The sequence below is a fragment of the Ferdinandcohnia salidurans genome, assembly GCF_042680725.1.
GTDB lineage: Bacteria > Bacillota > Bacilli > Bacillales > Bacillaceae_L > Ferdinandcohnia > Ferdinandcohnia salidurans.
Map to the genome: position 1 here is coordinate 593,276 of NZ_JBHUEK010000025.1, position 21,019 is coordinate 614,294.

General features: G+C 40.2%; 19 protein-coding genes. 5 read left to right on the forward strand and 14 right to left on the reverse strand.

Annotated features, from left to right (window positions below):
• Positions 1-163: 163 nt before the first annotated feature.
• From ACFSFW_RS17245 to ACFSFW_RS17265, 5 genes are all read left to right on the forward strand, one after another.
• Entirely contained in the window at positions 164-736 is a 573-nt protein-coding gene (locus tag ACFSFW_RS17245) for a TetR/AcrR family transcriptional regulator (protein WP_304213737.1), read from the forward strand.
• 94 nt (positions 737-830) lie between these two features.
• Positions 831-3,059 carry a YhgE/Pip family protein gene (locus ACFSFW_RS17250; protein ID WP_388040074.1) on the forward strand — a complete coding sequence of 743 codons (2,229 nt, stop codon included), beginning with the start codon at positions 831-833 and terminating at the stop codon, positions 3,057-3,059.
• 113 nt (positions 3,060-3,172) lie between these two features.
• Positions 3,173-3,808 (forward strand): LysE family translocator, encoded by a 636-nt coding sequence (locus tag ACFSFW_RS17255; protein WP_388040076.1) that lies wholly within the window; start codon positions 3,173-3,175, stop codon positions 3,806-3,808.
• 118 nt (positions 3,809-3,926) lie between these two features.
• A complete protein-coding gene (locus ACFSFW_RS17260; RefSeq protein WP_180271380.1) occupies positions 3,927-4,073 on the forward strand; it encodes a hypothetical protein in 147 nt (48 codons plus the stop codon).
• Between the two features lie 132 nt (positions 4,074-4,205).
• A complete protein-coding gene (locus ACFSFW_RS17265) occupies positions 4,206-4,400 on the forward strand; it encodes a hypothetical protein (RefSeq protein WP_388040078.1) in 195 nt (64 codons plus the stop codon).
• A 51-nt stretch (positions 4,401-4,451) separates the two neighbouring features.
• Here ACFSFW_RS17265 and ACFSFW_RS17270 read toward each other — a convergent pair whose 3' ends face one another.
• The 14 genes from ACFSFW_RS17270 to ACFSFW_RS17335 form a co-directional block, all read right to left on the reverse strand.
• Positions 4,452-5,411 (reverse strand): L-threonine 3-dehydrogenase, encoded by a 960-nt coding sequence (locus ACFSFW_RS17270; protein ID WP_388040080.1) that lies wholly within the window; start codon positions 5,409-5,411, stop codon positions 4,452-4,454.
• 35 nt (positions 5,412-5,446) lie between these two features.
• Positions 5,447-6,634: a glycine C-acetyltransferase gene (locus ACFSFW_RS17275; protein WP_099351499.1), complete on the reverse strand. Its 1,188-nt coding sequence runs from the start codon at positions 6,632-6,634 to the stop codon at positions 5,447-5,449.
• 1,067 nt (positions 6,635-7,701) lie between these two features.
• On the reverse strand, positions 7,702-8,538 hold the full coding sequence (locus ACFSFW_RS17280) for a MurR/RpiR family transcriptional regulator (RefSeq protein WP_304213728.1): 837 nt from the start codon (positions 8,536-8,538) through the stop codon (positions 7,702-7,704).
• A gap of 60 nt (positions 8,539-8,598) precedes the next feature.
• The gene (locus ACFSFW_RS17285; protein ID WP_388040082.1) at positions 8,599-9,546 is read right to left on the reverse strand and encodes a GNAT family N-acetyltransferase; all 948 of its coding nucleotides are present in this window, start codon (positions 9,544-9,546) and stop codon (positions 8,599-8,601) included.
• A gap of 211 nt (positions 9,547-9,757) precedes the next feature.
• Positions 9,758-10,906, reverse strand: a complete 1,149-nt coding sequence (locus ACFSFW_RS17290) for an exo-beta-N-acetylmuramidase NamZ family protein (protein ID WP_388040084.1) — start codon at positions 10,904-10,906, stop codon at positions 9,758-9,760.
• Positions 10,907-10,955: 49 nt separating this feature from the next.
• Positions 10,956-11,924 (reverse strand): carbohydrate ABC transporter permease, encoded by a 969-nt coding sequence (locus tag ACFSFW_RS17295; RefSeq protein WP_388040086.1) that lies wholly within the window; start codon positions 11,922-11,924, stop codon positions 10,956-10,958.
• 12 nt (positions 11,925-11,936) lie between these two features.
• Positions 11,937-12,857: a carbohydrate ABC transporter permease gene (locus tag ACFSFW_RS17300; protein ID WP_099351494.1), complete on the reverse strand. Its 921-nt coding sequence runs from the start codon at positions 12,855-12,857 to the stop codon at positions 11,937-11,939.
• A gap of 69 nt (positions 12,858-12,926) precedes the next feature.
• Entirely contained in the window at positions 12,927-14,264 is a 1,338-nt protein-coding gene (locus tag ACFSFW_RS17305; protein ID WP_388040087.1) for an ABC transporter substrate-binding protein, read from the reverse strand.
• Positions 14,265-14,482: 218 nt separating this feature from the next.
• A complete protein-coding gene (locus tag ACFSFW_RS17310) occupies positions 14,483-15,646 on the reverse strand; it encodes an anhydro-N-acetylmuramic acid kinase (RefSeq protein WP_388040088.1) in 1,164 nt (387 codons plus the stop codon).
• Entirely contained in the window at positions 15,643-17,238 is a 1,596-nt protein-coding gene (gene nagZ / locus ACFSFW_RS17315; RefSeq protein WP_388040090.1) for a beta-N-acetylhexosaminidase, read from the reverse strand. Before nagZ ends, ACFSFW_RS17310 begins: the two co-directional genes overlap by 4 nt.
• A 17-nt stretch (positions 17,239-17,255) precedes the next feature.
• Positions 17,256-17,972: a PIG-L deacetylase family protein gene (locus ACFSFW_RS17320; protein ID WP_388040092.1), complete on the reverse strand. Its 717-nt coding sequence runs from the start codon at positions 17,970-17,972 to the stop codon at positions 17,256-17,258.
• A gap of 4 nt (positions 17,973-17,976) precedes the next feature.
• A complete protein-coding gene (locus ACFSFW_RS17325) occupies positions 17,977-19,032 on the reverse strand; it encodes a serine hydrolase domain-containing protein (RefSeq protein WP_388040094.1) in 1,056 nt (351 codons plus the stop codon).
• Between the two features lie 6 nt (positions 19,033-19,038).
• The gene (gene murQ, locus ACFSFW_RS17330) at positions 19,039-19,962 is read right to left on the reverse strand and encodes an N-acetylmuramic acid 6-phosphate etherase (RefSeq protein WP_388040095.1); all 924 of its coding nucleotides are present in this window, start codon (positions 19,960-19,962) and stop codon (positions 19,039-19,041) included.
• Between the two features lie 44 nt (positions 19,963-20,006).
• On the reverse strand, positions 20,007-20,954 hold the full coding sequence (locus ACFSFW_RS17335) for a GNAT family N-acetyltransferase (protein WP_388040097.1): 948 nt from the start codon (positions 20,952-20,954) through the stop codon (positions 20,007-20,009).
• Positions 20,955-21,019 lie beyond the last annotated feature (65 nt).

Consider the following 21,019-nt stretch of genomic DNA (forward strand, 5'->3'; position numbering starts at 1 on the left):
GTTTACGTTTTCATGAAATCGTTAAAACTCACTATTAAGTACGCCATTACAGCAAAAACGAACGGGACTTGCAATGTAGCGTTTGGTGTGATATATTTCTCACTGTGAATTAAATGACCATATTTCTCATTTGGTCAATCCACCTAAAGTGAGGTGATCAAAGGTGGCGATTGATAGAAAACAGTTAATTATTGAAGCTGCGACTAAATCGTTCTCTATATTTGGGTACAAGGCCACAACAATGGACCAGGTTGCGAAGCTCGCGAGCGTTGGTAAAGGTACAATTTATACCTTTTTCAAAAACAAAGAGGAGTTATTCGATGAGATCATCAGTACTCTCATTCGGGACATGAAAGTGGTAGCCGAAGAAGCAATGGATGAAAACAGCACTTTTTATGAAAATGCACACCTGATCCTTTTTCGATTACTAGAATTCCGTAAGTCCCACCAGCTAACGATTAAGCTTTTTCAAGAAGAAAGAGATATCGGAACACAGGCAGTTGTTGAGGTTGTACAGCGTGTTGAACAGGCAATTATCAACTATATGAAAGACATGATTCAAGAAGCAATCGACCGCGATGAAATTAAGCCCTGTAACCCAGAGATCACAGCTTTTGTCATGTTAAAGCTTTATGTTTCCTTAATCTTTGATTGGGAACGAAACCACGAGCCACTTGAAAAAGAAGAAATCTCAAATTTATTTCAGCTGTATTTCTTTAAAGGGTTAGAGAAATAGTCATGCCATGGGTCCTCAAGTTGAGTACCCATCATATTTGGCAAAAAATGACCATTTGAATAAAACAGTCACATTTTTATTAGGAGGTATTTATATGAAGGGATCATCCTTTATTGCTGAATTTAAACATATCCTTTCAAATCGAAAGGTCCTCATTCCAATTTTAGCGGTAGCTTTTGTTCCTGTTCTTTATGCAGGCATGTTTCTCTGGGCATTTTGGGATCCATACGACCAAATGGAAAATTTACCAGTCGCTATTGTAAATGAGGATACTGGAGCCCAATTTGAAGGCGACCAGTTACAGCTAGGAAATGAGTTAACGGACAAGCTTTCCAAAAACGACACTTTCGATTTTCACATTGTCTCAATGGAAGAAGGTTACAAAGGGCTTGAAAACAGGGATTATTATATAGTAGTTGAAATTCCTGAAGATTTTTCAAAAAACGCTACTTCTTTATTAGATCGTCAACCACAAAAATTGGAACTTAAATATGTGCCAAATGAAAGCACAAACTTTCTGTCTTCTCAAATTGGGGAAACCGCACTTGAAAAAATAAAGGCAGAAGTATCAAAGAATGTTACAGCCACCTACGCTGAAACCATGTTTGGCAAGGTTCAAACCCTAGCAGACGGTTTAACCCAAGCAAGTGAAGGTTCTGAACAACTTGCGGAAGGTGTAGCAAAAGTAAATGACGGATCAAAAACACTAGAAGAAAACCTAGCTACTCTAGCCTCAAAATCAATTGAATTTACAAATGGAGTTAAAAAAGCAGAATCCGGAGCAACTGTTCTTGCTTCTGGAACAAACCAAGTAAAAGCAGGTCTTAACGAAGTGAATGAAAAAATTCCTTCTTTAGTGGATGGGACAAATCAAATCCAAGATGGGGTTGCCCTCATGAAGGAAGAACTACCAAAGCAAATTTCTAAGGAAGTAACGACTCAACTTAACAGTAATGTTAGCAAAGTTGATGAAGGTATTGATGAGCTTAAGATGAAACTTAGCACTGGACTATCAACTCAACTAACAAATGGGATTTCAGCCAGTCTTTCTGAGCAACTAGCAGACCAAATGCTCGCTTCACAAACACAACAAATGGAGCAACTTAAAACGACCTTAATTGAAAATCAAATTATGGACGAAACGCAGGCTTCCGCTTTTATTGCGCAAATGGCTCAAAAACAGCCAACAAAAGAACAGTTACAACAACAATTAGAACAGCAATTGAAGCAAAGGCTCGAACCAGGAATATCAGCAGGCGTTGAAAATGGACTTAACCAAGGTTTCACCCAATTTAAAACGGGTCTACATCAACAGTTTGGTTCCGCAACAACGGGTTTAGAGGAACAACTAATTGCTCAAACGAGCCCTACCTTTAACCAATTGTTAACTGGGCTTCAACAGATTAATGAAGGTCAGAAAAGTCTCCAACAAGGAATTAGCCAATTATACAACGGTTCTGTAGAACTTAATAACGGCGCTCACGATTTAACTAATGGTATGAACCAATTAACAGATGGTGCGGGTCAAATACAACATGGTGCAGGACAACTTGCGGATGGGTCAAAAGAGTTAGAAGAAGGTACTGTTCAACTTGCTGACGGTTCGAATGAACTTGCTGAGAAGCTTGCGGAAGGTGCCGAACAAGCAAATTCTGTGGAAGCATCAAACGAGACCTACGACATGATGGGCGAACCTGTCACCGTTAAAAAGCAAGAATTGAACACCGTTCCTAACTATGGAACAGGATTTGCACCCTATTTTATCTCGCTTGGTCTATTTGTTGGTGCATTACTAATGTCAATTGTATTTAAACTTAAAGAACCTGTAGTACAACCAACTAATGCATTCCGCTGGTTCTTTAGCAAATTTGGTGTATTAGCCATCGTCGGTGTGTTCCAGGCAGCTCTTGTCGACATCATCCTATTAGAAGGTTTAAAAATTGAAGTCGCAAGTATTCCATTATTCTTTGTCACATCTTTAATCACAAGCTTTACTTTCTTAACGTTAATCCAAATGCTTGTGACTATGATGGGGGACCCTGGTCGTTTCATTGCGATCATCGTCTTAATTTTACAATTAACAACGAGTGCTGGAACGTTCCCACTTGAACTGATTCCAAATGCCTTACAGCCAATTAACGCACTTTTACCGATGACATATTCCGTACAGTCATTTAAAGCTGTCATTTCAAGCGGTGACTTCAGTTATATGTGGCATAACAACTTCATTCTTTTAACCTATATGGTGGCCTTCATAGCGATTACGATCGGGTATTTTGCAGTGAAATTGAAAAAGCAAAATGTACAGGTTGAAATGAATTAAGATATTTGAGAAAAGCTAGGGATTTTTTTCCCTAGCTTTTTTTATAGTTTTAAAACATAATAGGAAAATAATATTTTATCCAAATAAACTAAAAATAAAGGGGAGTATTTCAAATGCTTGGGGTTGTTCACTTCGAGGTCTTTTTAGTTTCAGCAATATTGCTTAATTTAACTCCAGGTACAGATACAATGTATATTGTGAGCAGAAGTATATCTCAGGGGCGAATGGCAGGAATATATTCAGCTCTCGGTATCTCAGCAGGAATTGTTGTTCATACTTTACTAGCTGCTTTTGGACTGTCTGTTATTTTAACGCAATCTGCATTTTTATTTAGTTTAATCAAAGTCGTAGGTGCAATTTATTTAGCATATTTAGGTATTAAAATGTTAATTGCTAAAAACACAATAAAAGAACAACAATCTTTAAAAAAGCAAAGCAATAAAAAGATTTTCTTACAAGGACTAGTAACTAACGTCACTAACCCAAAGGTTGCATTGTTTTTCCTAGCTTTTCTTCCGCAATTCATTCAAACCAATAGCGGCGTTTCAACCCCAATACCGTTTATCCTATTAGGGCTTACCTTTACTTTGACAGGTGGAATTTGGTGTTTAATCACTGCTTATTTTTCCTCAATGGCAACTACTAAGCTAAGAAACAATTCCAAGGCTTCAGTTGTTCTAAATCGATTGACAGGAATCGTCTTTATTGCGATGGGGATCAAATTATTACAAACAAAAGCAGTCAATTAGGGGTGCAGGGGCATTGATTTCAATGCTTCTTTTTTATGTCTTAATAATGAAAGTCCGGATGTAACGAGACGTATTGCTAATACTATGGTTGTAGAATAAAAACGCAGGAGGAATCACTATGCCACAAAAACAACCTAAACAGAATACGATGCAAACAGATGTCGCAGGAACAGATCCACAAAAAGTAAAACAAGAAATTGCAAAGGATGTAAGCCAAGGCCAGGGTGCCATGACCTCAAGAGAAGCAGGAGCAATGCGGGACTAAAAAACCACTGATAAGTGGTTTTTCTTCTTTTCAGCTACCCTTTTATCGTTTTCGCTATCATGGGCCTTTCCCATTTGAATCAAAATAGATTATACTAGACTGACTATCGTATCCATTAAGGAGGAATTTTCTATGACCGAGAACCATCAACCCGAAGCACCAAAAAAGAAGATTAGCCTGCAAGAGGCTATGAAGCAGCAGCTTGAAAACAAAAAGGCTCAGTCTTCCAATAGTAAAGGTAAAATGAATGCCGATCTTTCATCAAAAAAAATGAAAAGCCAGCAAACAAAAAAACCTAGTAATACTCGCAGAAAAATGGGCGTCTAAGATGAATAAAAAGGAGTATGAATCCCGTAAGATTCATACTCCTCATTTTATTTATCCAGCATTTTTCACTAGCTTGACACTCAATTTTTCTAGCATATCTTTCGTCATTGATTCGAGATCATATTGTGCTTTAAAGCCCCACTCTTCAATTGCTGCAGTTGCATCAATTGAATTTGGCCAGCTTTCAGCGATCGCTTGGCGGACTGGGTCAACATCATAATTCATCGCAAACTCTGGAATATACTTTTTGATAACTGCTGCAATTTCTTCAGGCGCAAAGCTCATCGCCGTAACATTGAAAGCATTTCGGTGTTTTAACTTGCACTCCTCTGCCTCCATTAAGTCTACAATGGCTTGAAGCGCATCTGGCATATACATCATATCCATATACGTACCTTTATCAATATACGATGTATAGCTTTTATTTTTAAGAGCTTCATAATAAATTTCAACAGCATAATCTGTTGTTCCACCACCAGGTGGTGTCACGTACGAAATAAGCCCTGGGAAACGTAGTCCTCTTGTATCAACACCAAATTTATGATTGTAATAATCACAAAGTAATTCGCCAGAAACCTTGTTCACACCATACATGGTCGTAGGGCGCTGAATGGTGTCCTGTGGGGTTCCATCCTTTGGTGTGGACGGACCAAATGCCCCAATTGAGCTCGGTGTGAAAAACTGACAACGCAATTCACGAGCAACCTCTAATGCATTGACAAGCCCACCCATATTTAAGTTCCAAGCTAAAAGTGGCTTTGCTTCTGCAGTTGCAGATAGCAATGCTGCCAAATGAATCAATGTGTCTGCATCGTATTTTTTCGTAATATCGTACATTGCTTTTCCGTCTGTTACATCTAAAATCTCAAACGGACCTGAGTGAGCAACTTCGCAATCCGTTTTTCGAATATCTGTCGCAACAACATTTTGAGCACCATAAACCTTACGCAGTTTGGTAACAAGCTCTGAACCGATTTGGCCCAATGCTCCGGTAATTATAATTTTCTCCATTATTCATTCCCCCAAGATGATCGTCTGATCAGCTTTTAGATAATGTTCATTTCCTTGCCTACTTTTTCATAAATCGCAACTGCTTCGTCTAGCATTTCCTTTGTATGTGCGGCTGTTGGCATATTGCGGACCCTTCCTGTTCCTTTTGGTACAGTTGGGAATACGATGGATTTTGCATAGACGCCTTCTTCAATTAATCTCTTACTGAACTCTTGTGTTTTTACTTCTTCCCCAACAATCACGGGTGTTATTGGAGTTTCACTGTGTCCAATATCAAAGCCACGCTCTTTTAACTGTTGCTTGAAGTAGTTGGCATTATCCCATAGCTTGTCGTGGAGTTCTGTGCTGCTCATTAGAATTTCGATTGCTTTTGTAGCAGCAGTAACATCAGCTGGCGTAACAGCAGTTGAAAATAGGAATGGTCTGCTTCGAACTTTTAGCCAGTCAATTAACGCCTTCTTACCCGCTACATAACCACCGACAACACCAATCGCTTTTGAAAGAGTTCCAATTTGGAAATCTACCTTATCAGAAAGACCAAAGTGCTTTACCGTACCAGCACCTTTTCCTAAAACACCTGAACCGTGTGCATCATCTACATATGTAATGAGATCAAATTCCTCTGCAATTTGTACGATTTCAGGTAGTTTCGCAATGTCACCATCCATAGAGAAAACTCCGTCTGTTATGACCATGACTTTGTTATATAAACCAGATTCAGTTGCTTCTTTTGCCTTTTTTCGTAAATCATCCATGTCAGAGTGGTTAACACGAATAATTTTCGCTTTTGAAAGACGGCATCCATCAATAATGGAAGCATGATTTAGCTCATCGGATAGAATCGCATCGTTTTTATCCATAACAGCTGAAATGGCTGCCATATTACAGTTAAAGCCAGATTGATAAGAAATCGCTGCTTCTGTATGTTTAAATTCAGCAAGCTTTTCTTCTAGTTTTATATGGAGATCAAGTGTCCCGTTGATGGTACGAACCGCACCTGCCCCAACTCCGTACGTATCAATTGCTTCCTTGGCCACCTCTTTTAGACGCTCATCAGTCGCTAATCCTAAGTAGTTGTTAGAAGAAAGGTTAATAAGCTCTTTTCCATTGATTTTAATAATAGGTCCGTTTGCACCTTGTAGAGGGTCAATTACATTGTAAAGACCTTTCGTCTTTAAATCCTCCAGATTTTCATGCAAAAATGAGTCCAACACCTTCGACATTAGAATCCTCCTTTGTATGTTTACAAAACACAAGTGTATTTATAGGTAATACACTTTAATTTTTATAAACCCTTTTATATCAACATTTATACTTCCTACTTTACCACATTATTCATCAAATGTTTATACCCAGTGGACACTTTTTCTTATTATTATTATATTATTTGTTAGTTTTGGATTTGTGATACAAAGAGTGAGATTTTATCGGTATGGTTTTGAGTTTTGGAGGACCGAGGTTTGGTTTAAGGGAAATTTTGGGTAATTATGGTAAAACCCATAGTATAAACAAAGGATACGACTGGACCTTTGGGGAATTCCGGTAAAACCTAGATCATAAACGAGGGATATGAGTTGAATTTTGGATATATTTAGGAGAAATATATGTTAAAAAAGAAGGATATGAAGGGACCTTTGGGTAATTCAGGAAAAAGCCATAGCATAAAAGCCTTATAAGTTAGGACTTTGGGAAATTATTTCAAATGCCATTAGCTTAAGCGCAAGTTATGGCATACCTTTTGTATAAAAAAGAAAAACAGATAGAAAAAACTTTTAGAATGTAACCATTTGGCTTTTTCTAGGAGATTAAATATCTCTCAAGCCAGCTGGAGCATTGTCACTTGGGGATTATTAGGTGATTGGTTGCACTCTAGGCTCTCTGGAGTATCATCACATGGAAGTTTCTAGGAAGTTGGCTACACTCCAAGCCGTCTGGAGTATCACCAACTGGAAATTACTAGGTAGTTGACTACACTCCAAACCCTCTGGAGTATCACCAACTGGAATTTTCTAGGTAGTTGACTGCACTCCAAGCCTTCTGGAGTATCACCAACTGGAAGTTACTAGGTAGTTGACTGCACTCCAAGCCCTCTGGAGTACCCTCACTTGGAAATTTCTAGGTAGTTGACTACACTCGAAACCATCTGGAGCATCACCGACTGGAAATTACTAGGTAGTTGATTGCACTCCGAACCCTCTGATGCACAACCACTTAGACTTTTTCAAGAAACTGTTCACATTTGTGGTGAACAGTTTATCCCCCACTACAAAAAAAGAGACCATCTCTGGTCTCATTTTATCGGGTCGTGCAAGATATTAATCATTTCTCTTGTTTCATCAAGGTGTTGGACGGTTTGGTCATATGCCTGTGAGGCGACACTCATAAAAAGAATGTCCATCACATGAAGCTGGGCGATTCTTGATGAAGTTGCGCCGCTTCGGAAAGTCGGCTCTCTGGTAGCAGAGGTATATAAGCGAATGTCTGCTTGCTCTGTCACAATCGATGAGCCATATTTCGTTAAGCTAATCGTATGGGCTCCTTTTTTATTCGCGAGCTCCAAAATTTTCGCTACTTCAAACGTTGCCCCTGAAAATGAAATCCCAACAACAACATCATTTTCATCCGCATTCGCAACCAAGGTTGCGGCCATATGTAGATCCGGAAATGCTGTTGCTTTTTTATTAATTCTTAAAAATTTCTGCTGAGCATCTTGAGCGATGATGCTTGATGCGCCCACACCAAAAAAGTGAATCGTCCCAGCATTTTTTAAGATTTCTACGGCTCTTTCAAGCTCTTCATTGTTTAGCAATTCAGCTGTTTCCCGTAAGGTTTGAACACTATTGTCTGTCATTTTTTCAATAATAGACAAAGTAGACTCATTTGGTTCAATGTCACGGAATCCCGTTGCCTTCTTCTTTTGCAGGTCTCCTGCGATACGAAGCTTTAAATCCTGAAACCCTTTTAAATCAAGAGATTTACAGAGTCGAATAACCGCCGCACTGCTTGTTGAACTTCTTTTACCAAGCTCACTAGCCGTAAGTGTAATCGTCTCTTGCGGGTTTTCTAATATATATAAAGCAATTTTCTTTTCAGACGGTGGGAGGTTATCATGCATTTCTTGAAGCATAACGAGTCCCCCGGTCATAAAGGACATTGTCATCAACTCTCTTTATTCAATCTATTATTATTATAACGTTTTTTTCATAACATGGAACTTTCGTGTGATCTCAAATCCTGTTTTCTTATAGAGGTGTCCCGCTGAACTCTTCTCTCCGGTCCAGAGAAACCATGCACCATGCAATCCTTCTGCACGCATATTTTTTAAGCATTCATTTAATAAAATCTTGCCTAACCCCTTACCTTGTTGATTGGGGTCAACCCCAAATGGTCCGAAGCGATCTGGAATTCCTTCATAACCGCCATAAATGCAAAAGCCCACTAAATTTTCACTATCTCTTGCGATTAAAATGCGGTGGAGTGGCAGCCCTTGTAGAATTCCTTCTCGAATCGCACGTCCCCAATCCGGGTTAAATTCATTGTTAACAAATTGGATCACTTCATATAAATCCTTATCTTCTGCAGTTAAAAATGTGTACCCTTCCTGTTCCCGCTGTGCCTTTAATTCAAGCACATCAGAGGGTGGCGTGAAGCCTACCAAACTTCGATCCATCGCGACGGGTGAATATTGTTTTTCAAAACCGTGCTTGAGGAGAAAGGCATAGCCTTCTGGATATGCTTCTTCATCGATTCCAGGCAGAATATAATTCGGCGCATACGAAGCAAAGAAAACATTCTTCCGACCTTCAGATGCTAGGAATTCTACTCCATCTTTCATCAATTTTTCTCCGACACCAGTCCGCGAGAACTCCGGATGCACGAAAAAGAAAGGAATCCAGCCATTTTCAGGCTCTAATTCGGTACCTGCCATTGGTAACAATCTTCTTATTGCATACAAACAACCGATTATTTGCTCGCCGTCAATTGCAACTCGTAATCCCTTTGGGTCGAAGTTTGCGTCTAAAAGAACGAGATTTCGAAATCTAAGCTGTGTGATTGGATCCTTCAGCAAGCACTCATTCCAGAGGCGAACAATTCCTTTTTCATCGCCTGATTGATAATATCGAAATGAAACCACACGGTCCATCCCCTTCCCTAATCAAATGCGCCTTGGCGTATTTGCCGCCCGATTTTTTAGGCCCACACGATGTGGGTCACAAAGACGTTGCCACAGGATGTGGCGCTTTTAGTCTTTGATCCTATGCTCGAAAAATTACCTTTGAAAAATCGTGGCATCCGCCGGAGGCTTTGACTTTATTCAGTTGGGGTTTAACCCTAACTGAATAAAGTTAATAAAGTAAATAAGGTTCTCTCTTCTTTTTAAAGGCTTCTGTTTCCACTTCACATAATTCTATAAAACGATTAATTCCACCATTTAAAACTAGATTCTTCAGATCCTTTGTCCCCGCTAAAAGGTCAAACATATAGGTTTTCTTTTCACCAAATTGAAGAAACTCAAAATCATGAGGGTACATTTCCGCGATCGCCGCCAACAACGTCAGTCCTGTTTTCAACGAGTGTATTTCCCATCGATCGGTTACATGAAGCTGAACACCCTCACAGACCTGATCCTTATGTTTTTGGTACGTTGGAACAAAGGAAATTGGTCGGGCTAACACCCCAGGAAGTTTTTTCTCATTAAAATACTTAGCCAACCGGTATCCCTCAATAAAGGGACTTCCCACGTATTCAAAAGGTCGTGTTGTACCTCTTCCCTCCGATAGATTCGTTCCTTCAACCAAGCAGGTCCCAGGGTATAACGTGCACATATCCATTCCTGTCGTATTAGGCGATGGTGGAATCCAAAACAGGCCGGTTTCATCATAAAACATATTTCGACTCCAGCCCTCCATCGGAATGACGGTTAATTCACAATTGATTCCGAATTCATGCTTATACATGAGCGCAATTTCCCCAACGGTCATACCGTGACGATTTGGAATTGGATAGAGGCCAACGAAGGAACGAACGTCCTCATCCACTAGATTCCCTTCCATCACGGTTCCTGTGATTGGATTTGGCCGGTCAAGAACGACGAATTCCTTTCCGAACTCTGCACAAGCTTCCATCACATATGCCATCGTATAAATAAATGTATAGTACCTTGCCCCAATATCCTGAAGATCAAAGAAAATCATGTCCACATTCTCAAGCATTTCTTTGGTTGGCTTTTTCGTTGCACCGTAAAGACTATACACAGGTAAATTGGTATAAGGATCGACAAAGAAATCAATCTTTTCCCCTTCCTTTGCACTTCCTCTAATTCCATGTTCAGGTCCATATAATGCCGTAACATGAATATCTGGATGCTCATGGAACAAATCTATTGTTGGTGTAAGTCGTTGGTTTACACCTGTCATATTGGTAACCACCCCGACTCTTTTACCCTTACATAAATCCACAGATTTCGTTAAAAAGCGGTCAAGACCTATCTCCATTCTCTGCCCCTCCCCTCAAAAAAAGAGAGATCTCTCTCTCCATCAGTCATTATTCTTTTACTCCACCAAGGGTTAATCCTTTTACAAAGTGGCGTTGGAACATCATAAATACAATAATCATTGGGATTGATGCAATGGCTGCTCCACTCATGAGAAGCTTGAAGCTTGCAAGGTTTGCATCCTGTAATGTTTTTAACCCTACAGGTAATGTATATAGATTTGCATCGTTTAGCACGATAATTGGCCATAGGAATGAATTCCAGACGTTCATAAATGTAAAGATTCCTAGAGCTGCTAGACCTGGTTTCGACAATGGCAGAATGATTTTCCAATACGTTTTCCATTCGCTTGCACCATCGATTTTCGCTGCATCTATCAGTTCATCCGGAATCGAGTGCATAAATTGCCTCATTAAAAATACCCCAAATACCATTGCTAAGTCTGGGAAAATAAGCGCCCAGTGCGTATCCATAATTCCAAAGTTTCGAACCATGATAAACAACGGCACTAACGTTACTTGGCCGGGAATCATCATCGTGGCAATAATCGACCAGAAAATGAGATTTCGTCCCGGGAACCGCTTTTTCGCGAGCACATACCCGGCCATCGAATCAAAGAGAAGTATCCCAATTGTCACCACTACTGCTATATAAAAACTATTAAAAAACCAGATGCCTACGTTATTTTTGTTAAACAAGGTGGTAAATCCTGAAAACGTATCTTCAATGATGTAGCCCATAACATCTCGATGATAGGCTGCTGCTTCAGCATCACCAGCGCTCTCTGCGTCCCTAGCCTTCCCCCAATGCTCAAAGTACTCCGTAATCCCAACTGGGTACATTTTCGGTGGATTTGAATCTACATAGGATACTTGACGTTCTAGTTCTTCATCTTGGTAGCTGCTTAGCTGCAAGGAGGTACTAAACACCCAATACAACGGTAAAAGGGAAACAATGGCGAAAACCGATAGTAGTACATAAATAATAAGCTTGTTTACTTTTTGAATACCTGATGTCATTATGCTTCCCTCCTAGTCATCGTACCGAAGTAAACGGAATTGGATAATTGAAAATAAAAGAATGATAAAGAATAAAACAACGGATTGCGCTGCTGCAAAGCCAAACTCGAAATCTCTAAAGCCTGTCTTATAGATTAAGTGAACAAGCGTTTCTGTCGCCGTACCTGGTCCTCCGCCCGTCATCATAATAATTTGTGTAAATACCTGAAACGAACCGATTGTACTAAGTAAAACTAAATATAAGGTAGATGGTTTTAATAATGGCAATGTAATGCGATACCATTTTTGAAAACTATTTGCTCCGTCTATAGTGGCCGCTTCATATAATGAATGTGAAATCGAACCCATTGAAGCAAGATAGAGAATGATTCCGACTCCAAATGGAATTAAGCATTGCATGATGATCAAAGCCCAAAGTGCGGATGAAGATTGTCCCAACCAATTAAGTGGTTCCATTCCAAACCACCCTAACACATAGTTAAACAATCCAAAGTCATAGTTGTACATCCAGCGCCAGACCATCGCAACAATTACCATTGATGTAACTGTTGGTAAATAAAAGGCTCCTCGAAAGAAGCTTTGAGACAGTTTACCAAGAGGATGGATGAGAGAAGCAATGATAAGTGCACTTATTACGTTAAAAGGTACCGTTACAACCGTAAAAAGGAATGTATTTCCTAGCGCGTCGTAAAAGGCATCACTTTTAAACACCTTAATATAGTTGTCTAAACCTGCCCATTCACTCCCAAAAATTTTGTATTCCTGGAAGGAGATGATAAATGCCCACACAACCGGGATCGCAATAAATGCTATAAACAGGATAAGTTTTGGAAGTAAAAATAAATATGCGGAATAGTTCTTTTTCATTTGTAGCCAGATAGTCGGTTTTTTTGTCTGTACTACTGCATTTGCAGTCTGATGAACGGGTTTCAACGCAATTCCCCCAATCTTTCATTTGGCAGCAGGCAGCCCATTTAAGGGCCACCCACCTTATGCCTATTACTACTCACCTAACAGTTCATTTACCTTCTTCTCAGCAGCTTTCATTGCTTCTTCTGCTGTCTTTTCACCATTGAATACTAACTGAAGCTCTGTTTGAATAGCTTCATCAATTTTCTTCCATTCAGGGTGACGTGGAAGCATAACAACTTGTGAAGACATTTCTTGTGCACGCTTCATTTCTGGATTGTCCTTATAAGGGTCCATGTCTGCAGCGCTCTTACGTGCAGGGAAAATACCATACTCAGTTGCCATCGTAAATTGCTCATCTGTTGTTGAGATGAACTTAATAAACTCGCCAACCATTTCTTTTTTCCCTTCTTCTTCTTGGTGGAACATTGTCCAACCACCTACACCACCGATTGTAACAGGCTCACCTGATTTACCAGTTGGGTAGTTTGCAACTGCAAAGTTTGTAGGGTATTTTGTTTGAGCTGAGCTAATTGCCCATGTAGCCCATGGCTGCATTGCAACAGTACGTTGCTCTTCGTTTGCCCACGCTTGGAATGTACCACCAACGTCCTGACCACCTAATGTTTCAGGAGCTACGTCATGCTCTAATTTCAAATCAGCAAGTTGTTGAATCGCTTCTACTGCTTCTGGCTCTGTGAACGTGAATTTTGACATATCTTCATTTAATGGGCTTCCACCATTGATATAGAAGAACGGCCATGCCTCATAGTAACCAGGAAGGATATATGTTGAGAATCCGTATACATCTGTTTTACCATCATTATCACGGTCAAATGTTAACTTTTCAGCTGCTGCAAAGAATTCATCCCATGTCCACTCACCGTTTGCTGGAGGCTCAACTCCACGCTCTTCAAAAAGATCTAAGTTTAAAAGCATTGCGTGTACAGTTAGAGAGTTTGGAACTCCATATAATTTCCCGTCAAATGTGTAAGCATCTAATGCATTTTCATAAAAGTCCTTAAGTTCATCTTCAGTAAATAACTCATCAACTGATTCAATTACACCTTGATCAATATGGTCAATACTTACTGCACTACCACTAATATCAACTGGTGCAACATCAGGCCAAGATTGCCCTGCAATCGAAACGCCTAATTTATCAGGAAGCTCTGCCCATGGAACTTGAACTAAATCAACTTTAACCCCTTCATGTGCTGCTTCGAATTCTTTAATTTTACTTTCCATCCAGTGGAATTTATTGTCTTTATCATCTGGCCAACGTGGTCCATCCCATACTGTGATTGTACCCGTCCATTCCTTTTCACTATCTCCGCCGCCATCTTTTGTTGTGTTCTCTTTCTTGCTACATGCCGCTAACAATCCAATTACTAAAATACTTATAAGAAAAAGACTAAGCCATTTTTTCATTCTACTTTTCCCCCTTACGTATCTTTCATCATTGTTTTTTCCAGTACCAACAGAACACTATATTCGTAGCTCTTGCCCTCGCCTCCCTTCAGTTTTTTACATAATCAAATGCGCCTTGGCGTATTTGTGCCCAGATTTTTCGCGCTAGCGAAAAGTTTCCTTTGAAAATCTGCGGCATCCGCCGGAGGCTATAACTTTATTCAGCAGGCTGAATAAAGTTATGCTAGAGCAATTTTCCCCATAATAACCGGGGCGCTTGCTCCTGTTGCTGATGGAAGATTATTTGGTCGTTTGTTGATGCATTGGTAGCCTAGTAATGCAAATACGATGGCTTCCTTAGCATCAGCCTGTATGCCCAGCTCGTCTGTACTTCCTAATTTTATTGACGGAGGCAGATTAGCTTGCAACCTTTTTCGTAGTGTTTGATTGTACCAACCACCGCCGCTTATAAAAATCTCTTGGATTTTATACGAATCTATAAATCTCTTACACTCTTCAGCGATTGTTCGTGCTGTCAGTTCAGTAATAGTAGCTATCTTATCCTCTGGTCCTAAATCTGCTTTTGCATTCCAAAGTTCTTTTGCATAATCGAATCCAAATAGCTCTCGACCTGTACTCTTTGGTGCCGGTAAGCGATAGTAGTCATGATCTAAAAGCTCCTCAAGCCATTGTTCATCTACATTACCCGCTGCTGCTATTTCTCCATTTTTATCATAGGTTTGTTTTCCATTCGTTGCCCACATTGTAAAGGCATCGATCAGCATGTTTCCTGGGCCTGTGTCAAACGCAAGCACTTGTTCATGACTCTCTGTTGGGGGTAAAACGGTTACATTTGCTATTCCGCCAATATTGGCTAGTATTCTACCATTCGAATCCGCTCTAAATAATAGGTCATCTGCATATGGAACTAATGGCGCACCTTGGCCACCCACTGCCATATCACGTGTCCGGAAATCTCCAACCGTCATAACACCAGTTCGTTCTGCAATCACAGCAATATCCCCAATTTGCAAGGTTGAAGTAATCGTATAGTCTTCTACCTTTTTCCCTTCAGGCTGATGAAAAATCGTCTGACCATGTGAGCTAATCAGATCCACATCTTTCATCTCAAGACCCGCTTGAGCTACAACCTTTTTCGCTGCTTCAGCAAACAACTCACCTAGTAGCATATTTGTTATAGAAATATCCTCAAGCCGAGCTTTACTCGGGTCACATAATGCCAAGATTCTTGCACGCATGGTTTCTGGATAAGTAAGTGTTGAAAAATGAATCAGTTTCACTTGGATTTTTTGATGTTCATCTTCAGAAATAGTAACTAAAGCTGCATCAATACCATCTAAAGATGTACCCGACATTAAACCCACAACTACCTTTTGACTCATTTCAACCGCTCCCTTACTTGAGGAATAGTAACCGGCAATTTCCCTGTTACCTGTTCACGTCCATAAATGGCTTTTGCCGCCATATTCAAAGCTGGGTAAGGAAATTCATATGTGCAAAGGTAAGCTTGAATCTCTGGTAAGTATGCCAAATCATACGGACTTCTTGTCGCAATGACGACGACCGGTACCCCCGTATCTGACAATGCCTCCACTAGCTTTGTTTGTGCGTCACCTTCTTGAACAGTCAGGGTTCCCACAATAACCGCTTCAAATTGTTGAGCTTTTGCGGCTACTCTTTGGATTTCTTCATCTGTTGCCGGGTTTGATAGTTCAACTATTTCCGCAGTATCATCAATCTCTTTGATTGTTTCACCAAGATACATCGAGGAATAGCGTCTATCCTCAACCTGCATCGTATATTTATTTTCTGAGTAAACCACTAGCACACGTTTATTCTTTAATGGCAAAATACCATTGTTTTTTACAATCGTTATGCCTTGCTTATAAATGTCATGCGCAAGCTGTTGATGCTCTTTCCCGCCAACAAAGGACGGTACCTCGTCTGAGCCGATTTCTTCCCAACTACAATACTTTTCTTTTAATCTCGTTACTCTTGCTACTGCTTCTTCAATCTGGGCTTTATCGATTTCTCCAGATTCCACTGCAGCGTAAATTGCATCAATCGTTTCCTTTTGAAGATGGTGAAGATGAGAAACCATAATGAGGTCAACACCTGCTTTTATCGCTTCTACCCCACCTTTTGCGGTGCCAATGGTATTAGCAATTGCATTCATTTCCATACAATCTGTTGTTACTACTCCATCAAAGCCAAGCTTTTCTCGTAAGAGGCCTGTGATGACTTTACGCGACAATGTCGCAGGGACACCTGGGGTATCTTCAATTGCTGGAAAATAGACATGGGCCGACATAACCGTATCCGCACCAGCCTCTATGCTATCAACAAAAGGTTTTAACTCAATTTGCTCCAAACGTTCAATGTTATGTGTAATCACAGGTAGGTCTAAGTGGGAATCGACATTTGTATCTCCATGACCTGGGAAATGTTTTAACGTTGTGATGACGCCAGCTTCCTGCATCCCCTTCATTGCCATTCTTCCAAACTCGGAAACTTTTTCGGCTGACTCACCAAAGGACCTTACGCCAATGACTGGATTTTCAGGGTTATTGTTCACATCCATTACTGGTGCTAGATTCCAGTTGATCCCAAGTGCCTTGAGCTCTTTACCTGTCGCAACACCTCCCTCATAGGCGTTGTCTGGATTGCCTGTGGCACCTAAAAGCATGGCCCCAGGAAATATTGTGGTACCTTCTCCTAGTCTACGAACAACCCCATTTTCTTGATCAATACAGATTAAGAGTGGGTGCTCATGCCCAGCATCCTTCGCCACATGTTGAAGCTCCGTAGTTAACGAAAGAATTTCCTCTGGTGTGCCAATATTTCGGCCAAAGAGAATGACTCCACCGACATGATGCTCGCGAATCAACTCTTTTATTTCATCGGAGGCTGTTATTCCTTTAAAGCCCACAACCATTAGTTGGCCGATTTTTCTTCTTAATTCTGCTTGATTCATAAGGCTCACCTCCACATCTATAATTCAAAGCCAGGTATATTTGACCCTTTTCGAACATTAGCGCCAACCGGAAACTTAAGAGTTTGGGCGTACGTCGTACGGTTTAAGCATCCTCTCATTGTTCCAAGCGCTTTATAATAGTCGTAATACCTGAAATCAGTAGAATTCATAATAAACCAGTATTGTGATAACGCCTCTAAATACGTGTCAAATTCGTCTGTTACATCTACATAAATATCCGGAACATACCCTTCCATGTCCTCCCAATTCTCACTATGAAGCATTCTTCGAAGCGAGTGAGGTGGAAGCCCATCTATATCAAAGCCAGGCAATGCTGCCTTTAGCCAAGCCGCCTGAACAAGTCGTGGACAAAGGGCATGATCAGGATGCATACTTTTTTCCCAATGGGTAATAACCAGCGTTGGTTTTAGTCTTCTAAAAATCGTGGCAAGTTCGGTTACTGTTTCCTCATCCTCTTTCAGTTCCGCATCCTTATAAGATAGAGTAATGCTTTTTGCACCCAATATTTCAGCAGCTTTTTCGGCTTCGTTTATTTTTTGAATGCGGTACTCCTCTACACTTAGATGGGGCGGTGTGCCTTTTTCTCCTGCTGTTAAGTGAAGAAAGGTAACCTCATGTCCTGCTTTTGCATATTTATGGGCGATGGCTCCTGCTTGAATTTCTCCGTCTCCACAGTGAGCGCCAACAATCATTAAATGGATTTTATCAGACACCTCATTACCCCCTCGGAAAATGTGCTGCAATCAAATTATGTAACCTCGGCCTTAGCCTCAGAATCGGATCCTTCCTTCCAAAATGAACACGATTTGTCAGCAGGATGACATGTAACTGGATATCTGGATCAAACCAGATGCTTGTTCCTGTAAACCCAGTGTGACCGTAGGCGGAACTAGAAAATAGGTCGCCGCAGCTCGAGAACACAGGGCTTTTCAAGATCCAGCCTAACCCTCTATATTCATTGCTGTAAGGGGAGAAATTTTGCTTTGTGATGTTGATTGACTGCTCTGATAGAATTCGTTTCCCTCGAAAGACCCCATTATTTTCAATCATGGAAGCATAGTTTGCGAGATCAGATATGGTGGAAAACAAACCCGCATGACCACTTACGCCACCCATGCTTTCCGTGTTGTCATCATGAACAATCCCATGCTTATAATCTTGTAAAGTTTCACTGTATTCCGTTGCTGCAAATCTTTCTCTCTCAACGTTTGGAAGAAAGCTAGTTTCGCTCATCTCCAATTTTTCAAATAACGCTCGATGTACAAAGCTCTGAAAGTCCTCTTCTGTTACTTTTTCAATAATCTTATAGAGAAGGATGAAACCTAAGTCACTATAGATGACTTTCTCACCCTTATTCGCAACTAATTTTTCGTCAAAAATTCGTTCAATAATCTGCTCTGTATTTAAAGACTCTTTAAAATACTCCCGATGTGCCGGTAAACCAGAACAGTGTGTGAGTAAATCTTTAAGTGTAATATTCGATTTTCCGTGTCGTGCAAACTCCGGTAGAAAAAAGGAAACCTTGTCATCAAGGTGCAGTTTCCCTGCCTCTACAAGTAATAAAATAGAGGGCAGGGTGGCAACCACCTTTGTCAAAGAAGCAAGATCAAAAATGGTTGTAAGCTTCATCGGTTCCTTTTTCGGATAAACGACTCGATATCCAATTGCCTCTTTTAGAATCGTTTGCTTTTGAAATGAAATGTGAATGACAGCACCTGGGATATGCTGTTGGTCAATTTCCTGCTGTAGGAAAGCTAATACCATCTCCCTCATCTCAAGTCACTTCCCTTCGTTCGCAAACTCAATCGCCTTTCTTGTAAATCCATTGGCCCTATCAATTACTTCATTAGCCTTTTCCAACGAAACCCCAGCTAATGCCATCACAATTGCTGGTTTTACTTTTTGATTTGTTTGATTGAGTATGACTTCGGCTTCCTGATACGTAATTCCTGTCACATCCATGACAATTCTTCTCGCTCGCTCAATGAGCTTTAAATTGCTAGCATGAAGGTCGACCATTAAGTTTCCATATACTTTACCAAGCTTAATCATCGCGGTTGTTGACAACATATTTAAGATCATTTTTTGAGCAGTTGCTGACTTTAATCGTGTTGACCCTGATAAAATTTCAGGTCCCACAATTACCTCAATACTATGATGCGCATATTTACTGATTTCTGCATTCTCGTTGCAGGCCAACGAAACCGTAATGGCTCCGAGATTTTGAGCATATTTTAAGGCACCAATCACATAAGGAGTACGGCCACTTGCCGCAATGCCTACTAAAATATCATTCTTCGTAAATCCTCTTTTTTCTAAATCCTTCGCACCACCATCAAGGTCATCCTCAGCGCCTTCAACGGCTGTAAACATCGCTGATTCGCCACCAGCCATGATGGCCTGAACCATTTCCGGAGGTGTACAAAATGTAGGAGGACATTCAGCTGCATCTAAAACGCCAAGTCTGCCACTCGTTCCGGCACCTATATAAAAAAGTCTTCCATTTTGTTTTAAAATTGCATAGATTGCCTCAATTGCTTTATCAATTTGAGGAAGAACTTTCCGAACAGCCTTTGAAACAGTTTCATCTTCCTCATTCATCATTCCGATAATTTGGGATGTCGTAAGTTGATCGATATTTAAGGACCGTTGATTTCGTTGCTCTGTTGTTAATGATGTAATATTAACCTTCAATTTCGCCACGCCTTTCCAACCTATCTGGTTTCTTTTTCTTTCATTAGAAAGGACTAAATATGTTTACTATATTGCTGATATTGTTTCCAAACCTTGAAATCTATCTTTTTATAAAAGTCTAGTAATCCTGTCCAATCAATAATGATGTTATCTATATGCCTTTCTCTTAGAAAAGAGATACCTGCCTCCACAATCGCTAGCCCATAGCCATTTTTTCTTTCATTCTTATCAATCCCAAGTGGCCCAACACCGCCCACTTCACCTTTGAACAAAGGCGCCCAATATACATTCGGGCCGATCATTGGTGACTTGGAATCGTTAATCCGGCAGAAGCCAATAATCCTTTTTTCTTTTCGAAATACAACAAATTCCCTTCCCGTTCCACCGTTATAAAAATATTGTTTTGCTTCATATTCCCATCTTCCTGGGAAACAACGGTGTAGGAAAGTTAGAAGTTCATCTTTATTTTCTGCTAGGGACACATCGATATCAATAGGTTTACGAAACCCAAATTGTTCATCTGGTGTAAAGGTCCTATTCAAGTCCGAGACAATCCCAGAAGCTTGGTAGCCCCTTTTTTCAAACCATTTTTTTGTATTCTCAAATCTGAGTGGAACTCCAGGAAAATAATGTGCGGGGTCACACCCAAGGTAAATTGTTTTACAGCCTTGTTTTTGTAGCGCTTTTTCAGCATTCTCTACTAAAACGCTTCCAATTCCTTTTTCACGAAACGTTGAGTCAACAAGCAACACTTGAATCCACCCGACATCTTGATTAAGAAGTGTCTCCTTTTTATCCTGGATACATTTTGTGATAACAAAACCAATGAGTTTATTCTGTTCGTTTACTGCAAGATACGAACCTGATTGAAGTATATGAGGATCTTGAATACTATTTTGATTAAAAAGCTCTTCCCTCATCGGAAAATCAGAACCTAACTCACGATTCCAAAGATTGACGATTTGTGTTTCCCATTGCTCATCCAACTGTATATATTTCATTACGGTTCCCCCGTCAGTCGCGTTACTATTTTTTCCATTTGAACATATTATAGCAAATATTTTAA

Excerpts from the sequence above, each read along its gene's own strand:
- nagZ (WP_388040090.1), bottom strand. The coding sequence starts at position 17,238 with ATGAATCAAGCAGAATTAAGAAGAAAAATCGGCCAACTAATGGTTGTG.
- ACFSFW_RS17290 (WP_388040084.1), bottom strand. The coding sequence starts at position 10,906 with ATGGAGATAGGTCTTGACCGCTTTTTAACGAAATCTGTGGATTTATGT.
- ACFSFW_RS17295 (WP_388040086.1), bottom strand. The coding sequence starts at position 11,924 with ATGACATCAGGTATTCAAAAAGTAAACAAGCTTATTATTTATGTACTA.
- ACFSFW_RS17280 (WP_304213728.1), bottom strand. The coding sequence starts at position 8,538 with ATGCTTCAAGAAATGCATGATAACCTCCCACCGTCTGAAAAGAAAATT.
- ACFSFW_RS17335 (WP_388040097.1), bottom strand. The coding sequence starts at position 20,954 with ATGAAATATATACAGTTGGATGAGCAATGGGAAACACAAATCGTCAAT.
- ACFSFW_RS17265 (WP_388040078.1), top strand. The coding sequence starts at position 4,206 with ATGACCGAGAACCATCAACCCGAAGCACCAAAAAAGAAGATTAGCCTG.
- ACFSFW_RS17305 (WP_388040087.1), bottom strand. The coding sequence starts at position 14,264 with ATGAAAAAATGGCTTAGTCTTTTTCTTATAAGTATTTTAGTAATTGGA.
- ACFSFW_RS17260 (WP_180271380.1), top strand. The coding sequence starts at position 3,927 with ATGCCACAAAAACAACCTAAACAGAATACGATGCAAACAGATGTCGCA.
- ACFSFW_RS17310 (WP_388040088.1), bottom strand. The coding sequence starts at position 15,646 with ATGAGTCAAAAGGTAGTTGTGGGTTTAATGTCGGGTACATCTTTAGAT.
- ACFSFW_RS17275 (WP_099351499.1), bottom strand. The coding sequence starts at position 6,634 with ATGTCGAAGGTGTTGGACTCATTTTTGCATGAAAATCTGGAGGATTTA.
- ACFSFW_RS17250 (WP_388040074.1), top strand. The coding sequence starts at position 831 with ATGAAGGGATCATCCTTTATTGCTGAATTTAAACATATCCTTTCAAAT.
- ACFSFW_RS17325 (WP_388040094.1), bottom strand. The coding sequence starts at position 19,032 with ATGAGGGAGATGGTATTAGCTTTCCTACAGCAGGAAATTGACCAACAG.
- ACFSFW_RS17270 (WP_388040080.1), bottom strand. The coding sequence starts at position 5,411 with ATGGAGAAAATTATAATTACCGGAGCATTGGGCCAAATCGGTTCAGAG.
- ACFSFW_RS17255 (WP_388040076.1), top strand. The coding sequence starts at position 3,173 with ATGCTTGGGGTTGTTCACTTCGAGGTCTTTTTAGTTTCAGCAATATTG.